The organism is Rhodococcus pseudokoreensis, assembly GCF_017068395.1.
GTDB lineage: Bacteria > Actinomycetota > Actinomycetes > Mycobacteriales > Mycobacteriaceae > Rhodococcus_F > Rhodococcus_F pseudokoreensis.
This window is the reverse complement of the sequence record NZ_CP070619.1, coordinates 7,477,848-7,503,113: the sequence shown is the minus strand read 5'-3', so window position 1 is coordinate 7,503,113 and position 25,266 is coordinate 7,477,848. Positions and strand designations below refer to the sequence as shown.

The window sequence follows — 25,266 nt, the reverse complement described above, 5'->3', positions numbered from 1 at the left end:
ACTTCGCGTGGTTTCCGGAAGGTGCGCATCGATCTGCGGGCAGTTGAAGTTCCCGCTCACCGTGGCGGAATGTCCCCGGCGACGTCTCGATCTGGGAATGCCACAAATTGCTGGTCAATGGCGATCCACGACATCTGCGCCCACGACCCGCGCACCCTCCCGCAACGCCGAGCCGACGCACTCACCGCCCTTTCCGACGGCACCGGGCGCCTCTCGTGCCTGTGCGGGCGGGAAAAGTGCCCGGCCCGCGCCGCCCTTGCCGGCACGCGGCGGGCGCCGCTCGTCCAGGTAGTGGTCAACGCGTCGACGCTCCTCGGGCTCGACGATCTGCCGGCCCACCTCGACGGATATGGCCCCGTCCCAGCCGATACCGCACGAACACTCTCCGCCGACGGCGTCTTCCAGCGCATTCACACGCTCGCGTCGACGGGCGAGGCGGGTGGCCACATTCTCGGGATCAGCCGCGTTCAGAACACTCACGGCATACCCACGACGTACATCCGGAACGCCGCCCACAAACCCGAACTGACCTACGCACCGGGGACAGCTCTCGACCGCCGGATCAGGGCCCGCGACGGCAACTGCCGCTTCCCCAACTGCCAGGTGCCGGCGCGGCTCTACGACATCGACCACACGATCCCGTTCGACCGCAACCGCCCCGAGAACGGCGGTCTGACGGTCGAGTCGAATCTCGCCTGCCTCTGCCGGCGTCACCACCGGCTGAAAACCGACGGCTCCTGGACCGTCCGGCAGACCGGTGCGGGTCAACTCGAATGGACCACGCCACGCGGCGAAATCATTCGAACCGAACCGGAAGGGGCGGCAATCGAACTGACCCACAACCACATCCGAGGCGTGCAGAACTCCCGCACCCTCCGGCTGCTCACCGAGCGCTCCCACGCCCAGCAGGACGCCGAGTACCTGAACGAACTACACGGGCGGCGACGCACACACCGCAACGCACCGGTACCCCCACCCGCAGGCGGTGGTACCGGTGCGTGAGAACCGGCGATCAGTGGGTGGCGACGGCGGCAGCGCTTCCCGCAGCGGACGTGGCGGGATTGCCCGCGCCGAGGCGGTCCTCCAACTCTTCGAGGCTGCGACCCTTGGTTTCCGGGACGAAGCGGTACACGAAGTACACCGACATCAGGTTGACGAGGACGAACAGCCCGAACGTTCCGGTGGATCCGAGAACCGAGTTGAGGATCGGGAAGACGAACGAGATGAACGCGTTGGTCGTCCAGAGCACGAATACCGCGATACCCATCGCGAATCCGCGGATGGCCATCGGGAAGATCTCCGACAGCAGCAACCACACGCAGGTACCGATGAAGCACTGCACGAACGCGACGAACACCATCATCGCGGCGAGGATGATGTAGCTGCGGCCGGTGGACGAGGGCAGCAGGAACACTAGCGACAGCGCGGCCTGCGAGGACGCCACCCCAATGAAACCGGTGAGCAGCATCTTGCGGCGATTCACGAAGCCCAGCAGGACGATACCGAGGATCGTCATGACGACCGACGTGACACCGACCGCGATGGTGGCCACCAGAGACGCGCTGACACCCAACCCGCTCTGCTCGAGGATCGTCGGGGCGTAATAGTTGACCGTGTTGATGCCCGTCGCCTGCTGCACGATGGCCAGACCGCAACCGATCCAGAGGATCCGGCGCATCCAGGGGTAGTCCCGCAGGTAGTGGACCGCGCCACTGGTCTTCGACTTCCGGTCGCGGGCGGCGTGGAAGGCGATGCTGGCGCACTCGTCGGCGGCCTCGGACTCGCTGCGGCTCAGTTCGAGGGTCCTGCGTGTCTCGGCGAGGCGGCCCTTCGACGCGTACCAGCGCGGTGAATCCGGAAGCGCGAGCATGCCGAGCAGCAGGAGGACCGCGGGCACCGACGCGATGGCCAGCATGTACCGCCATACCGTCGGATCCTCGATGACGTGATCGAGCAGGGCGTTGATCGAGAAGGCGAGCATCTGACCGGTGACGATCATCAGTTCGTTGATCGTGACCATCCGGCCGCGCCGCTCCACCGGGGCCATCTCGGCCAGGTACAGCGGGCAGGTGACGGCGGCCGCGCCCACACCGAGTCCGAGGACGATCCTGGCCAGCACCATGATCTCCACGTTGGGGGCCATCGCACACCCGAGGGCGCCGACGAGGAACAGGCCCGCGCAGACGAGCAGCGTGCGCTTGCGGCCGAGGGCATCGGACAACCGGCCGCCCAGCAGCGCGCCGACGGCGGCACCGGGGAAGAGCAGGGAACTCACGACGGTGGCTTCGCCGACCGCACTGAGGTTCAACTCGTCCTTCATGTACAGCAGCGCACCGGAGATCACCCCGGTGTCGTAGCCGAACAGCAGGCCTCCGAGCGTGGAGATGACGGTGAGCTTGGTCAGGAAGCGTTTGTGACTGCGCTCGTTTCGCGCAGCGCCGCCGCTTCCGCGTGCACTGGCAGCCGAGTTGGTTGTCAACATCAGGTGTGGCCTTTCTGGGAATGCTCACGCATCACGACACGGAAGATCGGTTCACGTGTGTCGATATCGCCCGGGGCGCGCTCGGCTCGATGCAGCCGAAGAGGCGTACTTTCCTGGACTGAAGCGCTTCACTAACGCGCTTCAGTTGTCTACTATGAGGTGAATCACAGAAGGTGTCAAGGGCTGGGGTCGCGATCCGTGAGAATGTCCCTGACGACGCAACCGAGGGAGATCGAGATGCTCGACGACCGCGCCACCGCGCACGCAGATGCGGAGCGGGCACCGGCCGGCCTGCACCGACGCCCCACGATGGCCGATGTCGCGACGCGGGCCGGGGTGTCACGCACCCTCGTGTCACTGATCTTCAGCAACAAACCGGGCGCGTCCGACGAGACCCGGGACCGCGTCCTGCAGGCCGCGGACGAACTCGGCTACCGCCTCGACCGGGCCGCCCGCATGCTCGCCCGCGGACGCAGCCGCACCCTCGGGGTGCTCATGGACGTCCATCAGACCTTCCAGGCCGACCTGATCGGAACCATTTACGCGGAGGCCGAGGCCGCCGGATATGAGGTCCTGCTCTCCGCGAGCGCACCCACCCGCGACGAGCACAAGGCGATCGAGGCGCTCCTCAGCCACCGGTGCGAGGGCCTGATCCTGCTCGGCCCCCTCTCCGAAGCGGACTATCTGCGCACGCTCGCGGACCGAGCCGTGGTCACCGTCGTCGGCCGCGCACTCCCCCACACTGCCGTCGACACCGTGCGGACCGCCGACGCCAAAGGAATCCGGCAGTCCGTGGACCACCTGGTCGGACTCGGACATCGCGAGATCGCGCACGTCGACGGCGGCGCGGACCCGGGCTCACCCGAGCGGCGTCGGGCGTACCTCGCGGCGATGCGCAGGCACGACCTCTCCGACCACGTTCGCGTCATTCCCGGTCAGCACACCGAGGAGGCAGGCGTCGCGGCCGCGAACACCCTGCTGGCCGAGGACCACCTGCCCACCGCCGTGCTCGCCGGCAACGACCGCTGCGCCATCGGTCTCATGGACGTGTTCACCCGCGCCCACGTCGACGTGCCGGGCGACATCTCTATCGTCGGGTACGACGACAGCCACCTGGCGCAGTTCTCTCGGATCGACCTCACCACCGTGCGGCAGGACACGGAGGGCTTGGCCCGGCACGCCGTGCAGTTCGCCGTCGGCCGACTCGAGAACGAGGACCTCGACCCGCAGGATTTCGTGATCGATCCCCACCTGATGGTGCGCGGCACGACCGGACCTGCCCGGTCGTAGCCGCGCCCCCGGCGGCACGAGGCCCTACTTGGTGATGCTTTCCAGGTATTCGACGCTTCGGACGACGTCGCGCACGGGACCTTCGCCCTCGGGTTCCGCCGCGAGAATGGTGTCCTGCTCGAGGACGTACCAGCCGTCGTAGCCCTGATTCTGCAGCCGCTCGACCACCCCGGCGATGTCCACGTCACCAGTGCCGAGCGGCGTGTACATGCCCCGGGCGACGGCCTCGGTGTAGGTGAGTTCACCCGCCCGGACCCGGCCGAGGAGTGTGGCATCGACATCCTTCAGGTGCGCGTGGGCGATCCGCTCGGGGGCCGTCGTGACCAGGTCGAGCGGGTCGGTTCCGCCGATCAGGAGATGACCGGTGTCCAGGCACAGCGGGATCGACGAGCCGTCCAGGACGCGGTCCACCTCGGCCCGGTTCTCGATCATCGTCCCCACGTGCGGGTGGATCACCGCCCGCAGGCCCCGGTCGGCAGCAGCGGACGACAGGCGGTCGAGGTTGCGCAGCAACGTCTTCCATCCGGAGTCGTCGAGTTCCGGTCGCGAATCGTAACCGACCGCCCCCGTCACCGCCGCCAGGACCATCACCTCCGATGCCGACGCGACGAGCGAATCGAGCGCCCCGCCGATCGCCGCGACCGTGTCGTGATCCGGGTCGTGCAGCAGCACCGGGACGAATCCCCCGACCGCTGTCAGGTCGTACCGGGCGAGGGTGTCCGTCAGCTCGCGTGGATCCGAGGGGAGGAATCCGTCCGGACCGAGTTCGGTGGCCGCGAGGCCGGCGTCGCGCATCTCGGTGAGCACCCGGTCGGGGTCGAGCTGGTGACCCCAGCCCTCCACCTCACACACTCCCCAAGAAATGGGCGCGCCTGCCAGTCGAATCGTCATCGTCGTGTCTCGTCCAATCGCACCGGACGGTGCTGTCGTAGTGAATCCGCGTGTCCGTCGATCACGCTTCGGAGCCCGTTCACGGTTGCCGCCGCGCGGTCTGCGCGGCCAGACGCTCCGCGAGCACCGCCGGATCGGCGCTGTCCCGCAACGCTTCCCACACGGTGTCCACCTGGGTGGCCGGCGCGAGGCTGTGCACCGGCTGATCGTGGTCGAGGTTGGTGGGGAACGGGTAGCACTCGGCGGTCGCGACGACGGCGTTGCGGAGAGTGCGTTCGCTCGCCCCCGCACTCTGCCGGGCCAGCAACGTCGGATACACGGCGTTCGCCATGGCCTCGCGGTCCAGTACTTCCATCGCCCGGCCGAACGGTGACGAGATCTGCAGCAGATTGGCCATCCGCCGGATCCATTCCGAACGGTTGTGGCCCGCACCGTGGTACAGCGCCGGATTGAAGAACACCGCGTCGCCCTTGCGGAGCGGCAACTGGACGTGGCTGTCGCGGAAGAACTCGACGAACTCCGGCCGCGAGAACGCCAGGTAGCCCGCCTCGAACTGCTGCGAGTACGGCAGATACAGGGTGGGCCCGCTCTCGACGGGCATGTCGCAGTGCGCCACCGCGCCCTGCAGCGTCAGCGCCGACGACATCCGGTGCAGGTGCGCCGGATACTCGGGCAGCTCGTGCGCAGGCACGATGCCGAGGTGGTAGTCCCGATGCGGAACCTGCGCGGCGCCACCAGGGTTCACCACATTGACCTGCGACGTCACCTGATACAGCGGCCCCAGCCAGCTCTGGCAGATCAGTGCGAGGATGTCGTTGGCGTAGTAGTCGGCGAACACGTCCGGGGCGCCGAGTGCCAGTTTCTGCGCGGCGTTCCAGATCCGGTCGTTGGCGCCCGCCTTGCCGAAGTGGTCCCCCACCACACCACCCGACGCCTGCTGCTGCGCAATGAGGAGGTCGAACTGTTCGGTGGCTCGATCCACGACGGCGGGGTCGCCGAAGGCGTTCTGGAACACCACGATTCCGGGCCCGTCGGTGAGGGCGCGCACGAGTTCGGTCTGCACGGCGCGGCGGGACTGCGCGTCGTCGAGATGCGGAGTCAGCGATTCGCTGCGGTACACCAGGACGTTCTGTTCCACGGAGTGGGCGAACGGATAGTCGGCCAGGTTCGTCGAGCGGTCCACGGAGGCGCGAAACGCGTCGAGGTCGCAGTCCGAGTCGTGGATCCACTCACGCCGGCCGGTCGGCGGAGGAGAAGTGAGGGTCATGGAGACAGTCTTGCGGTGATGCGATCGGCAGACAACACCAGAAACCCATCATTTTCACCTCAGAGGCGGACTGCCGGGATGCCTCTAGCCGCCCTGCCCTCCGGGAATGGAGACGCCGCGCGAGTTGAGCCAGCCCGCCGGATCGATCTTGGTTCCGTTCGCCGTCCACACCTCGTAGTGCAGGTGCGGTCCGGTCGACTGCCCCCGGTTGCCCATGGTGGCGATCTGGTCGCCGGCCCGGATCGGCTGCCCGACCGAGACCAACGAGGTGTCGATGTGGCCGTACACGCCGATGGTGCCGTCGTCCTGCTGCAGGCGGATCCACATCCCGAAGCCCGACGCCGGACCGCTCTCGATCACGGTGCCGTTGGTGACGGCTTTGATCGGGGTGCCGATGGAGTTCGCGATGTCGATGCCGTTGTGGTTGGTGCCCCAACGCTGACCGAATCCCGACGTGAAGGTGCCGTCGGCCGGGAATAGAACCGCAGGCCGGCGCGCCGCTTCCTCGGCGGCGGCCTGACGTGCGGCCTGTTCGGCGGCCTCGCGGGCCAGGCGCTCGGTCTCGGCCTTCTGCGCTGCCAACCGCTCGACCTCACGCTGGGCGGCGCGCTGGAGTTGCTCGGTGTGGTCGGTCAACTCCGCGCGATCGACCTGCAGGAACTGCGGCGGCGGCGTGAGCGACACACCCGCCTCGGTGGATGCGTGTGCAACCTCCCCGGTGGCGGCGGAGGCGATGGCGCCGGACACGAGCAGCGCAGTAGCCGCCAGCGACGTCGCCACCACGTGCCGGCGGGCGGACTTCGCAGAACTGGAGCGCCGGGCGCGCCCGGACTGCGGGACGGTGTTCGCGTGTAGAGCCAAGACCACATTCCTCCGTCGAGTTCGTGACTGATAACGAAACGGTCACGGTTTCGACACAGGTTAGTACGCATTGGCCAGAAACCCACGTGCCGCATTGACGCCTGTACTCGTCTGCCACGTTCTCCGGCCGGATTTTTCGACCCCACCAGTCACATGCACCCCGGGAGGGTGCATCGACGTCAGTGGTCACGCTCCAGAAGTGGCGGACGTCACTCGACGAAAAGGCGACGGCGCCCGTGGTCGTGACCACGGGCGCCGTTATCTGTCGGGTGGAACGCTCAGCCGGCCGCCCGCAACTGGGCAGCCAGACGCATTGCGGAGTTCGCGTCCCCGTACCCCTCGTAACCACCGACACGTTGCACCACCTCGAAGAACAGGTCGGCGCCCACCGTCTGGGTGAACAGGTGGAAGAACTCGCCGTGGGCATCGGCGTCGTACATGATGCCGGAACCGCTCATGCGGTCGAGGAGTGCGCGGGAGAGCCCGAAACGGGCCTCGAGGTCGTCGTAGTAGTTCGGCGAGATGACGAGCGGCTCGAAGCCGTTCGACTGCATGGTCGCCGCGGCGGTGAAAATGTCCGTGCACGCGAACGCGACGTGGCTGATCCCACCGCGCCGGGCCGCGGCGATGTGGGAGTTCCCCGACACCGCGCCCGGAACCATGTTCAGCGAGATACGCAGCGGACGGTCGACGCCGTCGGCGCCCGTCTGATCCATCGTCAGCGCCTGACTGCGCATCATCCCGACCGCGTCCGTGACGTCGAGGCCCTCGTGCGGCGCCATCGCGAAGACCGAGCGGAGCAGCAGCATGATGCCGTCCCAGTTGTCGGACGGGACGGCGAGCGCCACGTGATCGACCCCGGTGAACACCGGCACCTCGTCCTGCCAGCGCGACTCCGTCGGATACAGATCGAACGCCGACTGCCACGACGCGGCACTACCCGGCCCGCGCAGATCCAGCGACGTCGCATCCGTGATCTTCAGACGCACGACATCGGACTCGGGGGCGGTGTCGACCCCGGGCAGCAGGACCTCGTGCACCGGGACCTCGAGCGCCGCGGCGCGCTCCCCCCACGCGTCGGGATCGCTCGACCGGATGCCGATCTGGGTGAGCACCGGCAGGTGCGCAGGCAGACCCGGCGCCGTCCACACCGTGCCCGCGGTGGCGTCGACCACGATGGTCATCCGGCCGTGCCGCCACAACTGGAGGTCGTGGCTGCGGTGCCGGCCCACCAGACGGAATCCGATGTGCTGCAACGCTTGCCGGAGGTCGGAATCCTTGCCGGGACCGGCCGCGAGCCGGAGCGACACGATGCCTTCGAGGGGTGCGCGCGGCGGCGGCTCGAACAGCGCCAGACCGCGACCGGTGTCCTCACCGTGCTCGGCCTGCACCCGGGCGACCTCCTCCTGGAGGTACAGCAGCGAGCGGTGCGCGTCGGCGGCCGTGCGGCCCGTCGACGACTGCCGGAACGTGTCGTTGAAGATCTCCAGCGACCACGGCCCCGTGTATCCGGCCGCCTGGACGTGGGCACCGAACGTCGCGAGATCGAAGTTGCCCTGACCCGGGAAGTTCCGGTGGTGCCGGCTCCACTGCAGGATGTCCATCGACATCCGGGGGGCATCGGCGAGCTGCAGGAAGAAGATCTTCTCCCCCGGGATGTCGCGGATGCCGGCCGGGTCGTCGCCGCGGGAGAGGATGTGGAAGCTGTCGAGGCAGGTGCCGAGGGCGGGATGGTCGGCGTCCTGCACGATCTTCCACGCGTGCCGGTACGTGTTGACGTGCGTGCCCCAGGCCAGCGCCTCGTAGGCGATGCGGAGCCCCCGGCTGTGCGCGCGTTCGGCGAGGGTGTGGAGTTGCCCGGTCAGGCGGGCGTCGTCGCGCACCGCCTCGGGCAGCGGCGACGAGCAGACCAGCAGGGTGTCGCAGCCGAGCTGCTCCATGATGTCGAACTTGCGCTCGGCCCGGATCAGGTTGCGCGCGAACGTCGCGTCGTCGGCGGAATCCAGATCGCGGAACGGCTGATACAGATCGAGGGTGAGCCCGAGATCCGCTGCGCGGGAGGCCAGCTCACGCGGCGACCACGGCGAGCTCACGAAATCGGGTTCGAACACCTCGAATCCGTCGAACCCGGCCGCCGCGATCGCGGTGACCTTCTCCTCCAGCGATCCACTCAGGGACACCGTGGCAACGCTCGTACGAACCTGTCGTCCCATGGCGCCGTCAGCCCTTGTTGCAGATGAAGTCGACGGCCAGCGAGTAGCCGAGGATGCCGAGTCCGGCGATCACTCCGGTGGCGACCCCGGACACGTAGGAGTGGTGCCGGAATTCCTCGCGGGCGTGCACGTTGCTGATGTGCACCTCGACGAGGGGCACCTCGAGCGTGACCAGGGCGTCGCGCAGCGCCACCGACGTGTGCGTGAAACCGCCCGGGTTGATCACGACGCCCGACGCCGTGGTGCGGGCCTCGTGCACCCAGTCGATCAGGTGGCCCTCGTGGTTGGACTGCCGCGCGACGATCTCACGTCCGGCCTTCGCGGCGGCGGTGCGGCACAACTCCACGACGTCGTCGAGCGTCTCCCGCCCGTACACCTCGGGCTGCCGTTGCCCCAGCAGGTTCAGGTTGGGGCCGTTGAGAACAAAGATCGGTCCGGGAGCGGTCATCGCGCGCTATACCTCCATTTGTACGAACTAGTGAGTTAGTTCGCACCCAGGATACAGCGCGCTCCCGCCTAGGCGGACTTGTCCCGGCGTTCTCCCCGCTCCGGCTTGCGCGGAACGATGGTCGGGAGCACGTTGTCGTTGACCGTCTCCGCGCTGACCACGACCTTCTCGACGTCGTCCCGGCTCGGGATGTCATACATGACCGGAAGCAGGACTTCCTCCATGATCGCGCGCAGACCACGAGCACCGGTGCCGCGGAGGATCGCCTGATCGGCGATGGCCTCGAGCGCGTCCGTGGTGAACTCCAACTCCACGCCGTCCATGTCGAACAACCGGTTGTACTGCTTGACCAGTGCGTTCTTCGGCTCGGACAGGATCTGGACGAGCGATTCCTTGTCGAGGTTGGTCACCGACGCCACGACGGGGAGACGGCCGATGAACTCGGGAATGAGCCCGAACTTGATCAGGTCTTCCGGCATGACCTCCGCGAAGTGGTCCTGCGTGTCGATCTCCGCCTTCGACCGCACCTCGGCACCGAAACCGATGCCGCGCTTGCCGACGCGATCGGACACGATCCGCTCGAGGCCTGCGAACGCGCCCGCCACGATGAACAGGACGTTCGTCGTGTCGATCTGGATGAACTCCTGATGCGGGTGCTTGCGACCACCCTGCGGCGGCACGCTGGCCTGCGTCCCCTCGAGGATCTTCAGCAGAGCCTGCTGCACACCCTCACCGGACACGTCCCGCGTGATCGACGGGTTCTCGCTCTTGCGGGCGATCTTGTCGACCTCATCGATGTAGATGATGCCGGTCTCGGCGCGCTTGACGTCGTAGTCGGCGGCCTGGATCAGCTTGAGGAGGATGTTCTCGACGTCCTCACCCACGTAGCCGGCCTCGGTGAGTGCCGTCGCATCGGCGATCGCGAAGGGCACGTTGAGCATCTTCGCCAGCGTCTGAGCCAGATACGTCTTGCCGCAGCCCGTCGGGCCGAGCATGAGAATGTTCGACTTCGCCAGTTCGACCGTCTCGCCACGAGCATCACGGCCCTTGTCGCCGGCCTGGATGCGCTTGTAGTGGTTGTAGACCGCGACGGCGAGAGTCCGCTTGGCAGCATCCTGGCCGATCACGTAGTTCTCGAGGAAGTCCCGGATCTCGGCCGGCTTCGGCAGCTCGTCGAGCTTCACCTCGCTGGACTCGGCCAGCTCCTCTTCGATGATCTCGTTGCACAGGTCGATGCACTCGTCGCAGATGTACACCCCAGGCCCAGCAATGAGCTTCTTGACCTGCTTCTGGCTCTTACCGCAGAAAGAGCACTTGAGCAGATCCCCGCCGTCACCGATGCGTGCCATCTCGTCAGGTCCCTACTTCCTTCGTCTACGTGCAACCATCGAACCGATCCCACGCCTTGCGCGCATCGACCGAAAACGAAAGCCCGTTATGTGACCGTACCCGCAGATCGCGAGCGAGGTCGACTGGTTGTCGGTGATTCGCGCACCGATCTTCCGGGAAAGTCAGCCTTGCCGATCCCGCACCCGGCTCGCGGCAACCACGCCGTCACGGCGTGTCGCCCGAGCCGGGGCGGCAGGAAATCACTTCTGGGCGCTGAGTTTGCGGTACTCGAGCACGTCGTCGATGATTCCGTAGTCCTTGGCCTCGGCGGCCGTGAGGATCTTGTCGCGGTCGGTGTCCTTGCGGATCACGTCGGCTTCCTTGCCGGTGTGCTTCGCGAGGGTGGTCTCCATCAGGCGACGCATCCGCTCGATCTCGGCCGCCTGGATCTCGAGGTCGGAGACCTGACCCTGGATGCCGCCGGTGGCGGGCTGGTGGATGAGGACACGAGCGTTCGGCAGGGCGAGACGCTTGCCGGGGGTACCCGCCGCGAGCAGCACCGCGGCAGCGGAGGCCGCCTGACCGAGGCACACCGTCGTGATGTCGGCGCGCACGTACTGCATGGTGTCGTAGATCGCCATCAGCGACGTGAACGAACCACCCGGCGAGTTGATGTACATGGTGATGTCGCGGTCGGGGTCCAGCGACTCGAGAACGAGCAGCTGAGCCATCACGTCGTTGGCCGACGCGTCGTCCACCTGCACGCCGAGGAAGATGATGCGCTCCTCGAACAGCTTGTTGTACGGGTTGGACTCCTTGACGCCGTAGCTCGAGTGCTCGATGAACGACGGCAGGATGTAACGCGACTGGGGGCCTGCAGGCGCCTGGCCTCCCAGGCTGCGGGGATCGAACAGGTTGGTCATCAGTTCTCCAAGGGATGTGTGGGAGCGGTCAGTGAGGAAGCCGGGCTGCTACTGCCCGGTCCCGCCCGCCTGCGCCGCGCGGGAGACGACGTGGTCGACGAAACCGTATTCGAGAGCCTGCTGTGCGGTGAACCAGCGGTCGCGATCCGAATCGGCGGTGATCTGCTCGACCGTCTGACCGGTGTGCTCGGCGATCAGCTCGGCCATTTCGCGCTTGGTGTGCGCGAACTGCTCGGCCATGATCGCGATGTCACTGGCGGTGCCACCGATTCCGGCGGACGGCTGGTGCATCATGATCCGCGCGTGCGGGAGGGCGTACCGCTTGCCCTTGGCCCCGGCGGAGAGCAGGAACTGGCCCATCGACGCGGCCAGACCCATTCCGAACGTCGCGACGTCGCACTCGGCGAACTGCATCGTGTCGAAGATCGCCATGCCGGCGCTGACCGATCCGCCGGGCGAGTTGATGTAGAGGGAGATGTCCCGGCTGGGATCTTCTGCCGACAGCAGCAGGATCTGGGCGCACAGCTTGTTCGCGATGTCGTCGTCGACCTGGGTACCGAGGAAGATGATGCGCTCGCGCAGCAGGCGCTCGTACACCGAGTCGCTGAGGTTCAACCCAGCGGTGGCTGAAGTCATGGCGGGACTCTGCAAAGTCTCCAGGTGATTGGAAGTCACGGTACCTGCCTTCTCCGTAAATCGTTGATTGCTGACACAGACACTAACGAAGGAGGGCGGCACCGGAGTCCCGGTGCCGCCCTACTTCGCTCAAAGCGGAAAACATCTCACAGCCGAACGCGAGGGAAACACCCCGCGACCAGCATTACTTCTGGTCTTCGCCCTCGGCGGAATCCGACGTGACCTCGTCCGTGGACGCAGCCTCTTCGGCTTCGGCCTCACCGTTGCCGAACAGTTCGGCGGTGTCGACAGCGGCACCCGAGGTGTCGGTGACGGTGGCCTGCTCGACGACACCGGCGAGAGCCTTGCCGCGACGGACGTCCGCGAACACGGCGCCGAGCTGACCGGCCTGCTGGATCTGCTGGATGAACTGCTCCGGCGCCATGCCGTAGCGCTGCGCCTGGAACAGGATGCGCTCGGTGAGCTCGTCCTGGCCGACGGTGACGTCGGAGGCGTCGGCGATGGCGTCCAGCAGGAGCTGGGTCTTCACCGAGCGCTCGGCGCTCTCCTTGGCGTCCTTGTCGAACTCTTCGCGGCTCGTGCCCTGCTCTTCGAGGAGCTTGTTCAGCGCTTCCTCGTCGTGGTCGAGTCCGTGCACGGCGTCGTGCAGCGCAGAGTCGACCTCGGCCTTGACGACGGCCTCGGGCAGCGGGACCTCGACGGTCTCGAGCAGGGTCTCCAGGACCTTGTCGCGGATCTGACCGGCCTGCTCGACCTTGCGGACGCGTCCGACGCGCTCACGGAGGTCGGCCTTCAGCTCGTCGAGGGTGTCGAACTCGCTTGCCAGCTGAGCGAACTCGTCGTCCTCGGCGGGCAGCTCGCGCTCCTTGACGGTGCCGACGGTGACGGTGACGACAGCTTCCTTGCCCGCGTGGTCACCGGCGACGAGCGTCGAGGTGAACTCCTTGGACTCGCCGGCCTTGACGCCGACGACGGCCTCGTCGAGGCCCTCGATGAGCTGACCCGAACCGACCTCGTGCGACAGACCGCTCGCGGTGGCCTCGGGAACGGCCTCACCGTCGACGGTGGCCGACAGGTCGATGGAGATGAAGTCTCCGTCCTCGACCGCACGCTCGACACCGGTGAGGGTGCCGAAACGCTGGCGCAGTGACAGCAGCTGCTCCTCGACGGCCTCGTCGGTGATCTCGATCGGATCGACGGTGACGCTCAGTTCGCTGTAGTCGGGCAGCGTGATCTCGGGGCGGACGTCGACCTCGGCGGTGAACTCGAGGAGCTCGCCGTCCTCGATCTTCGTGATCTCGATCTCGGGCTGACCGATCGCCTTCACCGAGGCGCTGGTGACGGCCTCGGAGTAGCGGGACGGGAGTGCGTCGTTGACGACCTGCTCCAGGACGGCGCCACGACCGACACGGGCTTCGAGCAACTTGGCCGGTGCCTTGCCCGGACGGAAGCCGGGGAGACGGATCTGTTGCGCGAGGGCCTTGTAGGCCTTGTCGAAATCAGGCTTGAGCTCCTCGAAGGGCACCTCAACGTTGATACGGACTCGCGTCGGGCTGAGCTGCTCGACGGTGCTCTTCACGGACTGGCTCCTTCGTGTGGTCGTGCTCTTTTACTGTGCGGCAGTTACCTGCCCTGTGGTTCTGGTCGGGGTGACAGGATTTGAACCTGCGACCCTCCGCTCCCAAAGCGGATGCGCTACCAAGCTGCGCTACACCCCGGTCGAAGCCGGCCCTCACCAACCTCGCGAGGACCCGAGGAAGAATCCTACGGCCCCCCGATTATGAAATCCAAAGCGAGGTTGGGTACAGTCACTCATCGCAGACGACATGCATGGCGATCCCAGGTTGTCGTATGCACGGGGATGTAGCTCAATGGTAGAGCCTCAGTCTTCCAAACTGATTACGCGGGTTCGATTCCCGTCATCCCCTCCACACAGGAGCGTTCCCACCCCAGGGAACGCTCCTTTTTTGTTGCGTACGGGCGGTCACGCACATCCGATTCGCTATGACATGCGTCACACACGGTCGGGCCAACCTCGGCCTCGCCCCCTCCCCCGTTCGCCCAGCGCGTAACCCCGATATCGATCAGTACTCTGGGAGATGTCCGATTTGTCCCCTACTCGCGGATGTTGCAGCCCCGCAGCCGGCCGTCCGCGAGAACTCCGGAGGCCCACCGTGGAACTGCTACTCATTCTCGTGATCGTGGCGGCGGTCGCCTTCCTGGTGGTGAGGAGCCGCAACAACCGCGCCGGGCAGACCGCGAACCAGCTCGAGGACGCCAAGGCGGACGCTCGCCAGGCCATCGAACGACTCGGCGGGCAGGTGTACAGCCTCACCGGATCCGACACCGCCTCACAGCAGGCGCTGGCCGACGCGGCCGAGCGCTACACGGCGGCGGGCTCCCAGATCGACCAGGCATCCACGCCCGTCCAGGCGCGTCTCGCCAAGCAGACGGCACTCGAGGGCCTCTATTACATCCGCGCCGCCCGGACGGCCATGGGTATGGACCCCGGCCCCGACGTCCCGTCGATCGACGGGCAGAAGTCCGCGGGCGCGGTCACCGAGGACCGTGAGGTCGAGTTCGAGGGCCGGCAGGTCGCGGCGTCACCGAACCCGTCGTCGAAGACGCCGAACTACTACCCGGGCGGTCGCGTCGCGGGACGCCCGGTTCCGGCAGGCTGGTACTCGGAGCCGTGGTGGAAGCCCGCCCTCGTCGCGGGCGCGTGGGGCCTCGGTTCGATGTTCCTGTTCTCGGCGATGTTCTCCGGGATGGACGGGGTGGGATACGACGCGCAGGGCTTCGAGAGCGGCGCAGGCGACGCGTCGCAGGACGGCGGCGGTGACGCGGGCGCAGATGCCGGCGGCGATGGCGGCGACTCCGGTGGGGATGCCGGCGGCGATTCCGGTGGCGACATGGGTGGGGACGCCGGCGGCGACGGCGGCGGATTCGACTTCGGCGGTGGAGACGGCGGCGGAGGCTTCGACTTCGGTGGCGGTTTCGACTTCTGACGCGACCGTCAGGACGGCTGGCAGGTCGGGCACCAGAAGAGATTGCGGCCCTTCATGACCGAGTGGGCCACCGGGGTGCCGCAGACGCGGCACTGCGATCCTGCCCGCCGGTAGACATACGTTCGGGGGCGGTCCTTCGCGTACGCCGGATCGCCGTGATCGTCCTCGGGGCGGACGACGTGCATCTTGCCGCGTCGCACCCCGACCTTCATGAGGGCGACGAGATCGGCCCACAGCGCGTCCCACTCGTCGCGCGACAGTCCGCGGCCGGGCCGCTCCGGGTCGATCCCGTGCCGGAACAGGACCTCCGCCCGGTACACATTGCCGACTCCCGCGATCACGGCCTGATCCATGAGCAGCGCCCCGATCGGGGTCTTCGACGCCGAGATGCGTTTCCACGCCTTGTCGGGGTCGGCGTCCTTCCGCAGCGGGTCCGGCCCGAGTCGCGCCTCGATGGCGGCGACCTGTGGCGGATGGAGAACCTCACACGCCGTCGGGCCGCGCAGGTCGGTGCCGAATTCGGCGCCGACCATCCGCATCCGGACCTGCCCGACCGGCGGTTCCATGGGAACGGCCGCTTCCGTGAACGCCCCGTACAGGCCCAGGTGGACGTGCACGACCAGCCCGGACTCGTAGTGATGCCACAGGTGTTTACCCCAGGCCTCGGACTTGACGAGGACGCGGCCGTCGACGAGGGCCGCGTCCTCGGAGAATCTGCCCTGCGGGCTCAGCACCCGCACCGGCGCACCGGCGAACCGGCGCTGATGTAGCCGGGCCAGCCGGTGCAGAGTGTGACCTTCGGGCAAGGACGATCAGGCCTCGGGCAGGGCCGGGGCGACGCCGGTCTTCTCGAACTCGGACAGGATGTCGATGCGGCGCTGGTGACGCTCCTCGTTCGACCACTCGGCGGCGAGGAACGCGTCCACGATCGCGAGGGACTCCTCGAGGGAGTGCATGCGCCCGCCGAGTCCGATCAGCTGGGCGTTGTTGTGCTGGCGGGCCAGCTGCGCGGTCTCGACGCTCCATGCCAGGGCGCAACGTGCACCCTTCACCTTGTTCGCCGCGATCTGCTCGCCGTTGCCGCTGCCGCCCAGCACGATGCCGAGGCTGCCCTCGTCGGCGACGACACGACGGGCCGTCTCGATGCAGAAGGCGGGGTAGTCGTCGAGGGCGTCGTAGACGTGAGCGCCGCAGTCGACGGTCTCGTGGCCCGCGGCCTTCAGATGTTCGATGATCTCGTTCTTACGTTCGAATCCGGCATGGTCGGCACCCAGGTATACGCGCATGACTGGTGATTCTGTCAGGCGTCCTCGCGAATCGTGTCGGGGCCCCGGGACGCTTATCGTGATCAGCATGTATCCCGACAACCGACAGAACTGGGGACAAGCGTATCCGGGACATCCTCAGGCCCCCGCGCAGCAGCACTGGGGCGGCGGGACGGGATGGAATCCCCCGGCCCCGTTGCCGGGCCTCATGCCGAACGACCGGCCCGCCCGGCACTCGTGGGAGATCCCGCTGCTCGTGGCCGCGGTCGTGCTCACCGTCGTCGCCTACGTGGCGGCGATCGCGGCGCTGTTCCTCGGGGTGGTGTCCACCTGGGTGCTCATCGTGCTGGTCGCGCCGATCCTCATCGCCGTCGGCCGCGGCCAGCTGTACGGCTCGCAGCAGGTGAACGGGATCAAGATGACGCCCACCCAGTTCCCCGACGGCTACCGGATGGTGGCGGAAGCGGCCGCACGGTTCGGGATGTCCGAGCCGCCCGACGCGTACGTCGTCCTCGGGAACGGCCGGATCAACGCATTCGCGTCCGGGCACGGATTCCGCCGCTTCGTCGTGGTGTACAGCGATCTGTTCGAGATCGGCGGCGAGGCCCGCGAGCCCGACGCCCTCGCCTTCATCATCGGCCACGAGGTCGGTCACATCGCCGCAGGACACGCCTCGTACTGGCGGCAACTGGGACAGTTCGCCGCCAATTACATTCCCGTCGTCGGGTCCGCCCTGTTCCGGTCGATGGAATACACCGCCGACAACCACGGCTACTGCGTGCGGCCGCAGGGCGCCCGCGGGGCGATGGGCGTGCTCGGCGCGGGCAAGTATCTGGTGAGCGTCGTCGGATTCGACGAACTCGCCGACCGGGCCACCACCGAACGCGGGTTCTTCCCGTGGTTCGTGAACCTGCTGTCGGGACATCCGGTGCTCACCTGGCGCGCCGCCGCCCTGCGGAACCGGACCCGGCACGGTCACCTGTTCGTGAAACCCGGCCAGATCTACCGCGATCCGCTGCAACTGCAGTACGCGGGCGATCCGGCCGGGCCCGTCACTCGGTGACCGGGACGAGACTCAGTCGAACTGGGGGTCCTCGGTGCGGGTGCGCTTGAGCTCGAAGAAGTGCGGGTAGCCGGCGAGCGCGACCGCGCCGTCCCACACCTTGCCCGCATCCTCGCCGCGCGGAATCCGCGACAGCACGGGGCCGAAGAAGGCGACACCGTTGACGTGGATGGTCGGGGTTCCGACGTCCGGTCCGACGGCGTCCATGCCCGCGGCGTGGCTCTCGCGCAGCGCGGCGTCGTACTCGTCCGATCCGGCGGCCTCGGCCAGTTCGGCGGGCAGCCCGACCTCGGCGAGCGACTTGACGATCACGTCGTCGACGTCCTTGTTGCCCTCGTTGTGGATGAGCGTGCCCATCGCGGTGTACAGCGGCAGCAGGATCTCGTCGCCGTGCTTCTGCGCGGCCGCGATCAGCACCCGCACCGGTCCCCACGCGCGGGTCATGAGTTCGCGGTATTCGTCCGGCAGATCCCGGCCCTCGTTGAGGACGGCCAGGCTCATGACATGGAAGTTCGCCTCGAGGTCCCGCACCTCGGCGGCCTCGAGAATCCATCGCGAGGTGATCCAGCACCACGGGCACAACGGGTCGAACCAGAAGTCGGCGACGTCCTTGGTAGTACCGGTGTTCGTCCCAGCGCTCACGTGTTGCTCCTTCTCGGTGATGTACACGATCCGGTTCAGTCAACACCTCCCTGCCGGGAATCCTTCCCGGAGACCCCGCCGGCGGCAGTAGGGTCGGAAGTGGTCGACCCGAAGGGAGCATCCTCACATGTCCTCCACTCGCACGTTCGTCGTCGTCGGCGGTGGCCTCGCCGGAGCGAAAACGGCAGAAGCATTGCGTGACAAGGATTTCGACGGATCGATCATTCTCCTCTCGGAGGAGGAACACCTCCCCTACGAGCGACCTCCGCTCTCGAAGGAACACTTCGCCGGAAAGAAGGCTCTCGGCGACTTCACCGTCCACCACGGCGACTGGTACCGCGACCATCATGTGGACCTGCGGTACGGCACCACCGCGACCGCCCTCGACCTCGCCGCCCACACGGTGACGCTGCCGGACGGTTCCACGCTCGGGTACGACAAGCTCGCGCTGGCCACGGGTTCGCGGTCACGCCGCCCACCGATACCCGGTTCCGACGCCGAGGGCGTCCATTACCTGCGCACCGTCGACGAATCGGACCGGTTGATCGAGGCGGTCGGCGGCGGCAGGCGCCTCGTGGTGATCGGCGCCGGCTGGATCGGTCTCGAAGTGGGAGCGTCCGCCCGGGAGAAGGGCGCCGACGTGACGGTGGTCGAAGCCGCCGAACTTCCGCTCCTCGGCTCGCTCGGCCCCGAAATGGGCACGGTGTTCGCGGAACTGCACCGCGAGCACGGTGTTCAGCTGCATCTCGGTGCCACGGTCGACCAGATCGTCGTCGAGGACGGCAAGGCCACCGGTGTGCGGCTCGGCGACGGGACGGTCCTGCCCGCCGACGCGGTGCTCGTCGCCGTCGGCGCCGCGCCCAACATCGAGATCGCCGAACGGGCCGGGCTCGACGTCGACGGCGGGGTTCTCGTCGACGCCGGATTGCAGACCAGCGACCCCGACGTCGTCGCGGTCGGCGACATCGCGGCGCAACTGCATCCGCAACTCGGCACCCGGATCCGGGTCGAGCACTGGGCGAACGCCCTCAACCAGCCGGCGGTCGCCGCCGCGACGATGCTCGGTCAGGAGGCCGAATACACGCGGCTGCCGTACTTCTTCACCGACCAGTTCGACCTGGGCATGGAGTACACGGGGTACGCCCCGTCCGACGGATACGAGCGGGTCGTGGTGCGCGGCAACCTTCCAGGACGCGAGTTCCTCGCGTTCTGGCTGGACGCGGACAACCACGTCCTCGCAGGCATGAACGTCAACATCTGGGACGCCACCGATCAGATCAAGCAACTGGTGTCCTCGTCCGCCCCGGTCGATCCCGACCGGCTGGCCGACCCCGCGGTGCCGTTGACCGACCTGTCCGGTTAACGCCCAGGGCCCACTCGTGATGGGATGGCAGCATCGAGTTAGAGCACCGCCGCCGATCACGAGGAGACCTCTGTGGCCCCACCGAACCTGACCCGCGAACAGGCAGCCGAACGCGCCGGACTGCTGACCGTCGACAACTATCTGATCGAACTCGACCTCACCGACGGGACAGGTCAGCCCGGAGTGGAGACGTTCTCCTCCCGCACGACTGTGACGTTCGGGGCCACCCCCGGCGCGTCCACGTTCGTCGACATCGTCGCTGCGCGTGTGCATTCGGCCACGCTGAACGGCTCCCCCGTCGACGTCGCGGATTACGACGAGTCCACCGGCATCACGCTCACCGGGCTCGCGGAACGCAACGAACTGGTGGTCGAGGCGGACTGCGCGTACTCGCACACCGGTGAAGGTCTGCACCGCTTCGTGGACCCGACCGACGACGCCGTCTACCTGTACTCGCAGTTCGAGACGGCCGACGCCAAGCGCATGTTCGCCTGCTTCGACCAGCCCGACCTGAAGGCGACGTTCGACGTGCACGTCACGTCCCCGGCCGACTGGAAGGTGATCTCCAACTCCGCGACCGTCGAGACGGTGGCGGCCGAACCCGGCAGGCACATCTTCCGCACCACCCCGAAGATGAGCACCTACCTCGTCGCGCTGATCGCGGGCCCGTACGCGGAGTGGACCGACAACTACTCCGACGAGCACGGCGACATCCCCCTCGCGATCTACTGCCGCGCCTCCCTCGGGGAGCACATGGACGCGGAGCGCCTGTTCACGGAAACCAAGCAGGGCTTCGACTTCTATCACCGGAACTTCGGCACTCCCTACGCGTTCGGGAAGTACGATCAGCTGTTCGTCCCCGAATTCAACGCGGGCGCAATGGAGAACGCCGGTGCCGTGACGTTCCTCGAGGACTACGTCTTCCGGTCCAAGGTGACGCGGGCGTCGTACGAGCGGCGCGCCGAGACGGTGCTGCACGAGATGGCGCACATGTGGTTCGGCGACCTCGTCACCATGCGCTGGTGGGACGACCTGTGGCTCAACGAGTCGTTCGCGACGTTCGCCTCCGTGCTCTGCCAGAGCGAGGCCACCGAGTACACCAACGCCTGGACCACGTTCGCCAACGTCGAGAAGTCCTGGGCGTACCGGCAGGATCAGCTGCCGTCCACCCACCCCATCGCCGCCGACATCCCGGACCTCGCGGCGGTCGAGGTGAACTTCGACGGCATCACGTACGCGAAGGGCGCGTCCGTCCTCAAGCAACTCGTCGCGTACGTCGGACTCGACCCCTTCCTGTCCGGTCTGCGGGACTACTTCCGCGACCACGCCTTCGACAACGCCACGTTCGACGACCTCCTCGGCGCGCTCGAGAAGTCCTCGGGCCGCGACCTGTCCGACTGGGGCACCCAGTGGCTCAAGACGACCGGGCTCAACATCCTGCGTCCCGAGTTCGACGTCGACGCAGACGGCAAGTTCACCCGGTTCACCGTGCTGCAGTCCGGCGCCGCACCGGGTGCCGGTGAGCAACGGGTGCACCGCATCGCGGTCGGCGTGTACGACGATCGGGACGGCAAACTCGTGCGCACGAAGCGGGTGGAACTCGACGTCGACGCCACCGAACGCACCGACGTCACCGAACTCGTCGGGGTCGAACGCGGTCAGCTGATCCTCGTCAACGACGACGACCTCACGTACTGCTCGCTGCGGCTCGATCCCGACTCGCTGGCCACCGCCATCGAGCGGATCGGCGACATCGAGGAGCCGCTCCCCCGCACCCTGGTGTGGTCGGCGGCGTGGGAGATGACGCGGCAGGCCGAACTCAAGGCGCGGGACTTCGTTGCGCTCGTGCAGCGCGGCATCGGCGCCGAAACCGAGGTCGGCGTGGTCCAGCGACTGCTGATGCAGGCCCAGACCGCGCTGCACAGCTACGCCGAACCCGGGTGGTCCAAGGAACACGGCTGGCCCGACTTCGCGAACCGCCTGCTCGAGCTGGCGCGGGAGGCCGAGGCCGGTTCGGACCACCAGCTGGCGTTCGTCAACGCGCTGGCGGGCGCGCAGCTGTCGCCGTGGCACACCGAGGTCCTGCAGGAACTGCTGGACGCCGCACCGGAAACGGTCGGGCTGCCGGGGCTCGTCGTCGACACGGATCTGCGCTGGCGTCTCGTCACGGCCCTCGCCGGGGCCGGTGAGATCGACGCCGACGGCATCGAGACGCCGTTCATCGACGCCGAAGCCGAACGCGACCCGACCGCGGCAGGCGCCCGCAACGCCGCCGCTGCGGCCACCGTCCGCCCGCAGGCCGCGGTGAAGGAACAGGCCTGGAACCGGGTGGTCGGCGACGACTCCGTGCCGAACATCACCGCCCGCTCGATCATCGGCGCGTTCGCCGGTCACGGTCAGTCCGACATCCTCGAGCCGTACGTGGCCCGCTACTTCGCGGACATTCCCGCTGTGTGGGAGCGGCGTTCGAGCGAGGTCGCCCAGACCGTGGTGGTGGGCCTGTACCCGTCGTGGTCGATCAGCGAGGAGTCCGTGGCGGCAGCCGACGAGTTCCTGACCGGCGACCGTCCGCCGGCCCTGCGCCGCCTGGTGGTCGAGGGCCGGGCGGGGATCGTCCGGTCGCTCGCGGCCCGGAAGTTCGACGCGAGCTGACCGGTGTGCCGATCCTGCCGGACTAGTCCGGCAGGATCGGCACACTCACCCCCTGATCCCGGCCCAGCAGAACCGCACGGGTGACCGCCGAGGATCCGAACCGGTCGCGGAGGCTGTCGAGGGTGGTGTCCAGCGTGCTGCGCGTGTACGGATCGAACGGCAACGCCAGTTGTTGTGGGCAGTCGTCCTCGAGGTTGGCCACCGCGACACCGACGAGGGTGATGCCCTTGCTCTCGATCATCGGCATCGCGTTGCCGAGCAGGCCCCGGGCCGTGGTGAGGATCGTCTGCGTCTGCGCCGACGGTTGCGCCAGGGTGTGCGACCGGGTGACCCGGGTGAAGTCGTCGAACCGCAGCCGCAGCACCACCGTGCGCCCCACCCGCTTGCCGCGGCGCAACCGGCCCGCCACCCGGTCGACCAGCGTCACCAGGGCGGCGTCCACGTCCTCCCGCGACGTCGGTCTGCGCCCCAGGGCGTGCTGGGCGCCGACGGATCTCCGTCTGCGCCCCACCTGCACGGGACGGGGATCGCGCGCCCAGGCGAGTGCGTGGAGGTGATGACCCGCCGCCGGTCCCACGATGGACACGAGCAACTCTTCCGGATAGTGGGCCAGTTGGCCGACGGTGGCGATCCCGGCGTCGCGGAGCTTGCGCGACGTCACCGCCCCGACTCCCCACAGCCGTTCGACCGGCAGCGGGTGGAGGAACTCGATCTCCCCGTCCGGAGGCACGTGCAGCAGTCCGTCGGGCTTGCCGACCGCGCTGGCGACCTTGGCGAGGAACTTCGTTCTCGCGACGCCGACGGTGATCGGCAGACCCACCTGCTCGCGCACGTCGCGGCGCAGTCGCGCCGCGATGTCGACCGGTGCGCCCGCGATCTTGCGCAGACCCGCGACGTCGAGGAACGCCTCGTCGATCGACAGACCCTCGACCAGCGGCGTCGTGTGCCCGAAGACCTCGAACACCGCCTTGCTCGCGGCCGCGTACGCCGACATCCGCGGGCGCACCACGACCGCGTGCGGGCACAGCCGCAGCGCCTGCGCACCGCTACTGGCCGTGCGCACCCCGTAGGCCTTCGCCTCGTAGCTCGCGGCCAGCACGACACCGCCGCCGACGATCACCGGGCGGCCGCGCAGTGCAGGGTCGTCCCGTTGCTCCACCGAGGCGTAGAACGCGTCGAGGTCGGCGTGCAGGATGGTCGCCTCGGCGCCACTCGAGATGCGCGGGCGCGGCGAATCGGACACGAACATATGTTCGCATCGACCACCGACAGAAGTCGAGGACTGTCAGCCCACCGGTCGCCGAAACACCGACGGCCCGTCACGGTTCAGGAGAACTGAACGGTGACGGGCCGTGCGGACGCTTATCTGTGCGGATCTACGGCGAGGCGATCGCCGCGCTCATCACGCGGATGGCACTGACGAGACCGTCGATGAGGTCTCCGTCGCCGAACGACGACACCGCCGCCGTCGCCCCGAGCTGGGCGACCCGGTCGGTGACCCGGTTGGCCACGGCCCGGCCGCTGCGGATCTCGACCGTCCGCTGGTTGGGCGACACCGCGATGAGGACGGACCGTTCCGCCTCGGGAGTCGTCGGGAAGAGCGCATCGGCACCGGCCGCAGTGTTCTCGCCGAGGTCGCCGACGTACGCGTTGAAGCGCACCTTCGTCTTGCGGGTGCCTTCGGTGAGGGCATCGTCGAGGCGGACGAGTTCGTCCGTCGTGAACGGCAGGTCGTCGGTGAAGGGCTCACCGACGCGGTGCACGCCCGAGATGCGACCGCTGGCGGTCACGACGCTGCCGACGGGCAGATTGTCCGCGGATACGGTCGCGGGGATCAGGTCACCACTTGCCACTTGCCGAGCCTCCAATCAGGTCTTCCGAACCGGCGTGCGCGCCGTGGTGCCCGCCGTGATGACCGTGCGTGGTCACCTCGTCGACGGCGCTCCACAGCACCGGCGCATGCGTCCATTCCTCGCCGAGGTGGAACGCGGGCGGCACGGGGCCCGGCGTCTTCTTGCCGACGAACGACATCGCCGCGAAGAAGGCGGTGATCAACGCCGGAATTCCTACGAATATCAGCACTGTCTCGAGAATGCTCACAACGCAAACGGTAGCCCAGAACCGTGCGAAGGGAAGCGTCAGGGCCGAACTTCGCGAAGCGGTCGCGCGGAACGCTCAGGCGGCGCCTTCACCGAGGTAGGGCATCCACGACGGGTGCAGGTCCTTCGTCGACGCCAGCAGTCGCCAATGCGGGCCCGACGGCGGCACCAGTGAGGCCCGGAGCGTCCAGCCGAGTTCGCTCAGCAACTTGTCCGCCTTGCGATGGTTGCAGGGCGCGCAGCAGGCCACACAGTTCTCCCACGAATGCTCGCCGCCACGACTGCGGGGAACCACGTGATCGACCGTTTCGGCCTTGGACCCGCAGTACCCGCAGCGGAACCGGTCGCGATGCATGAGGGCCGCGCGGGTCATCGGAACGCGCGCGCGATACGGGACGCGGACGTAATTCCGGAGGCGGATCACGGACGGCACCTGAACGGACCACTGCTCGGAGTGGACGACCGGGGCCTGCGGATCCTCGTGGACGGTGTCGGCCTTACCGCAGGTCATCAACACCACGGCACGGCGGGCAGGAAGGGCGGTGAGCGGCTCGTAGGTGACGTTGAGGAGAAGCACCCGGCGCTTGATCCAGAGCGGAACCGCATTCTCGCCCGGGAAAGAAGGCTCGGCGCTGCGCGCGGAGCCTTCGGTGATCACTTGTAAAGCAAACGCCCCTGAAACCCCGGCACTCCGGGCATCAGTGGGCACGAGTTGTCGGTGCGCGCGGGCGCTGTGTCGATTCTTCATGCGACCTCCGGGAGATTGCCACCAAGTGCACCATGAATTGCCTGCCTCCGCACGCCCATTTCCGACAAAAATGCAGGACATTCGGT

Annotated in this window: 23 protein-coding genes and 2 tRNA genes; 7 read left to right on the top strand and 18 right to left on the bottom strand. The window is 67.7% G+C overall.

Annotation, left to right across the window (positions count from 1 at the left end; translation table 11 throughout):
- Nucleotides 1-117 precede the first annotated feature (117 nt).
- Nucleotides 118-1,002 (top strand): HNH endonuclease signature motif containing protein, encoded by an 885-nt coding sequence (locus JWS13_RS39435; protein WP_206010666.1) that lies wholly within the window; start codon nucleotides 118-120, stop codon nucleotides 1,000-1,002.
- Between the two features lie 10 nt (nucleotides 1,003-1,012).
- Here the strand turns inward: JWS13_RS39435 and JWS13_RS39430 are convergent, their stop codons facing one another.
- Entirely contained in the window at nucleotides 1,013-2,482 is a 1,470-nt protein-coding gene (locus JWS13_RS39430) for a sugar porter family MFS transporter (protein ID WP_206010665.1), read from the bottom strand.
- Nucleotides 2,483-2,719: 237 nt separating this feature from the next.
- Between JWS13_RS39430 and JWS13_RS39425 the strand changes: the two genes are divergently transcribed.
- Nucleotides 2,720-3,772 carry a LacI family DNA-binding transcriptional regulator gene (locus JWS13_RS39425; protein WP_206010664.1) on the top strand — a complete coding sequence of 351 codons (1,053 nt, stop codon included), beginning with the start codon at nucleotides 2,720-2,722 and terminating at the stop codon, nucleotides 3,770-3,772.
- A 24-nt stretch (nucleotides 3,773-3,796) separates the two neighbouring features.
- Here JWS13_RS39425 and JWS13_RS39420 read toward each other — a convergent pair whose 3' ends face one another.
- From JWS13_RS39420 to JWS13_RS39375, 10 genes are all read right to left on the bottom strand, one after another.
- Nucleotides 3,797-4,663 (bottom strand): sugar phosphate isomerase/epimerase family protein, encoded by an 867-nt coding sequence (locus JWS13_RS39420; RefSeq protein WP_206010663.1) that lies wholly within the window; start codon nucleotides 4,661-4,663, stop codon nucleotides 3,797-3,799.
- A 79-nt stretch (nucleotides 4,664-4,742) separates the two neighbouring features.
- Nucleotides 4,743-5,930 carry a phytanoyl-CoA dioxygenase family protein gene (locus JWS13_RS39415; protein WP_206010662.1) on the bottom strand — a complete coding sequence of 396 codons (1,188 nt, stop codon included), beginning with the start codon at nucleotides 5,928-5,930 and terminating at the stop codon, nucleotides 4,743-4,745.
- 84 nt (nucleotides 5,931-6,014) lie between these two features.
- Complete coding sequence (locus tag JWS13_RS39410; RefSeq protein WP_206010661.1) at nucleotides 6,015-6,791, bottom strand: M23 family metallopeptidase; 777 nt, start codon at nucleotides 6,789-6,791, stop codon at nucleotides 6,015-6,017.
- Nucleotides 6,792-7,069: 278 nt separating this feature from the next.
- Nucleotides 7,070-9,004: a bifunctional sugar phosphate isomerase/epimerase/4-hydroxyphenylpyruvate dioxygenase family protein gene (locus JWS13_RS39405; protein WP_206010660.1), complete on the bottom strand. Its 1,935-nt coding sequence runs from the start codon at nucleotides 9,002-9,004 to the stop codon at nucleotides 7,070-7,072.
- A gap of 7 nt (nucleotides 9,005-9,011) precedes the next feature.
- Nucleotides 9,012-9,452 (bottom strand): type II 3-dehydroquinate dehydratase, encoded by a 441-nt coding sequence (gene aroQ / locus JWS13_RS39400; protein ID WP_072947109.1) that lies wholly within the window; start codon nucleotides 9,450-9,452, stop codon nucleotides 9,012-9,014.
- A gap of 68 nt (nucleotides 9,453-9,520) precedes the next feature.
- The gene (clpX, locus tag JWS13_RS39395; RefSeq protein ID WP_005248181.1) at nucleotides 9,521-10,801 is read right to left on the bottom strand and encodes an ATP-dependent Clp protease ATP-binding subunit ClpX; all 1,281 of its coding nucleotides are present in this window, start codon (nucleotides 10,799-10,801) and stop codon (nucleotides 9,521-9,523) included.
- Between the two features lie 240 nt (nucleotides 10,802-11,041).
- Nucleotides 11,042-11,704, bottom strand: a complete 663-nt coding sequence (locus tag JWS13_RS39390; protein WP_124390115.1) for an ATP-dependent Clp protease proteolytic subunit — start codon at nucleotides 11,702-11,704, stop codon at nucleotides 11,042-11,044.
- 48 nt (nucleotides 11,705-11,752) lie between these two features.
- Entirely contained in the window at nucleotides 11,753-12,340 is a 588-nt protein-coding gene (locus JWS13_RS39385) for an ATP-dependent Clp protease proteolytic subunit (protein ID WP_011594411.1), read from the bottom strand.
- A gap of 184 nt (nucleotides 12,341-12,524) precedes the next feature.
- A complete protein-coding gene (gene tig, locus JWS13_RS39380; RefSeq protein WP_206010659.1) occupies nucleotides 12,525-13,919 on the bottom strand; it encodes a trigger factor in 1,395 nt (464 codons plus the stop codon).
- 62 nt (nucleotides 13,920-13,981) lie between these two features.
- Nucleotides 13,982-14,058, bottom strand: a tRNA-Pro gene (locus JWS13_RS39375).
- 139 nt (nucleotides 14,059-14,197) lie between these two features.
- Between JWS13_RS39375 and JWS13_RS39370 the strand changes: the two genes are divergently transcribed.
- Together JWS13_RS39370 and JWS13_RS39365 are read left to right on the top strand one after the other, a co-directional pair.
- Nucleotides 14,198-14,271 (top strand) — tRNA-Gly (locus tag JWS13_RS39370).
- Nucleotides 14,272-14,514: 243 nt separating this feature from the next.
- Nucleotides 14,515-15,348, top strand: a complete 834-nt coding sequence (locus JWS13_RS39365) for a DUF1542 domain-containing protein (RefSeq protein WP_206010658.1) — start codon at nucleotides 14,515-14,517, stop codon at nucleotides 15,346-15,348.
- An 8-nt stretch (nucleotides 15,349-15,356) separates the two neighbouring features.
- Here JWS13_RS39365 and JWS13_RS39360 read toward each other — a convergent pair whose 3' ends face one another.
- Nucleotides 15,357-16,154 (bottom strand): Fpg/Nei family DNA glycosylase, encoded by a 798-nt coding sequence (locus JWS13_RS39360; protein ID WP_206010657.1) that lies wholly within the window; start codon nucleotides 16,152-16,154, stop codon nucleotides 15,357-15,359.
- Nucleotides 16,155-16,160: 6 nt separating this feature from the next.
- Nucleotides 16,161-16,634 (bottom strand): ribose-5-phosphate isomerase, encoded by a 474-nt coding sequence (locus tag JWS13_RS39355; protein WP_005248193.1) that lies wholly within the window; start codon nucleotides 16,632-16,634, stop codon nucleotides 16,161-16,163.
- Between the two features lie 67 nt (nucleotides 16,635-16,701).
- Between JWS13_RS39355 and JWS13_RS39350 the strand changes: the two genes are divergently transcribed.
- Complete coding sequence (locus tag JWS13_RS39350) at nucleotides 16,702-17,676, top strand: M48 family metallopeptidase (protein ID WP_225928587.1); 975 nt, start codon at nucleotides 16,702-16,704, stop codon at nucleotides 17,674-17,676.
- Between the two features lie 12 nt (nucleotides 17,677-17,688).
- Here the strand turns inward: JWS13_RS39350 and JWS13_RS39345 are convergent, their stop codons facing one another.
- The gene (locus JWS13_RS39345; RefSeq protein ID WP_206010655.1) at nucleotides 17,689-18,318 is read right to left on the bottom strand and encodes a DsbA family oxidoreductase; all 630 of its coding nucleotides are present in this window, start codon (nucleotides 18,316-18,318) and stop codon (nucleotides 17,689-17,691) included.
- 127 nt (nucleotides 18,319-18,445) lie between these two features.
- Between JWS13_RS39345 and JWS13_RS39340 the strand changes: the two genes are divergently transcribed.
- A complete protein-coding gene (locus JWS13_RS39340) occupies nucleotides 18,446-19,681 on the top strand; it encodes an NAD(P)/FAD-dependent oxidoreductase (RefSeq protein ID WP_206010654.1) in 1,236 nt (411 codons plus the stop codon).
- A gap of 72 nt (nucleotides 19,682-19,753) precedes the next feature.
- Nucleotides 19,754-22,333, top strand: coding sequence for an aminopeptidase N (pepN, locus tag JWS13_RS39335; RefSeq protein WP_206010653.1), 2,580 nt, complete (start codon nucleotides 19,754-19,756; stop codon nucleotides 22,331-22,333).
- A gap of 22 nt (nucleotides 22,334-22,355) precedes the next feature.
- Here the strand turns inward: pepN and dinB are convergent, their stop codons facing one another.
- From dinB to JWS13_RS39315, 4 genes are all read right to left on the bottom strand, one after another.
- Nucleotides 22,356-23,582 carry a DNA polymerase IV gene (gene dinB, locus JWS13_RS39330; protein WP_206010652.1) on the bottom strand — a complete coding sequence of 409 codons (1,227 nt, stop codon included), beginning with the start codon at nucleotides 23,580-23,582 and terminating at the stop codon, nucleotides 22,356-22,358.
- Between the two features lie 127 nt (nucleotides 23,583-23,709).
- Nucleotides 23,710-24,186, bottom strand: a complete 477-nt coding sequence (locus tag JWS13_RS39325; protein WP_124390105.1) for a DUF5130 domain-containing protein — start codon at nucleotides 24,184-24,186, stop codon at nucleotides 23,710-23,712.
- Nucleotides 24,173-24,433: an aa3-type cytochrome oxidase subunit CtaJ gene (ctaJ, locus tag JWS13_RS39320; RefSeq protein ID WP_012688329.1), complete on the bottom strand. Its 261-nt coding sequence runs from the start codon at nucleotides 24,431-24,433 to the stop codon at nucleotides 24,173-24,175. Before ctaJ ends, JWS13_RS39325 begins: the two co-directional genes overlap by 14 nt.
- Nucleotides 24,434-24,508: 75 nt before the next feature.
- Nucleotides 24,509-25,180 carry an HNH endonuclease gene (locus tag JWS13_RS39315; protein WP_192581730.1) on the bottom strand — a complete coding sequence of 224 codons (672 nt, stop codon included), beginning with the start codon at nucleotides 25,178-25,180 and terminating at the stop codon, nucleotides 24,509-24,511.
- Nucleotides 25,181-25,266 lie beyond the last annotated feature (86 nt).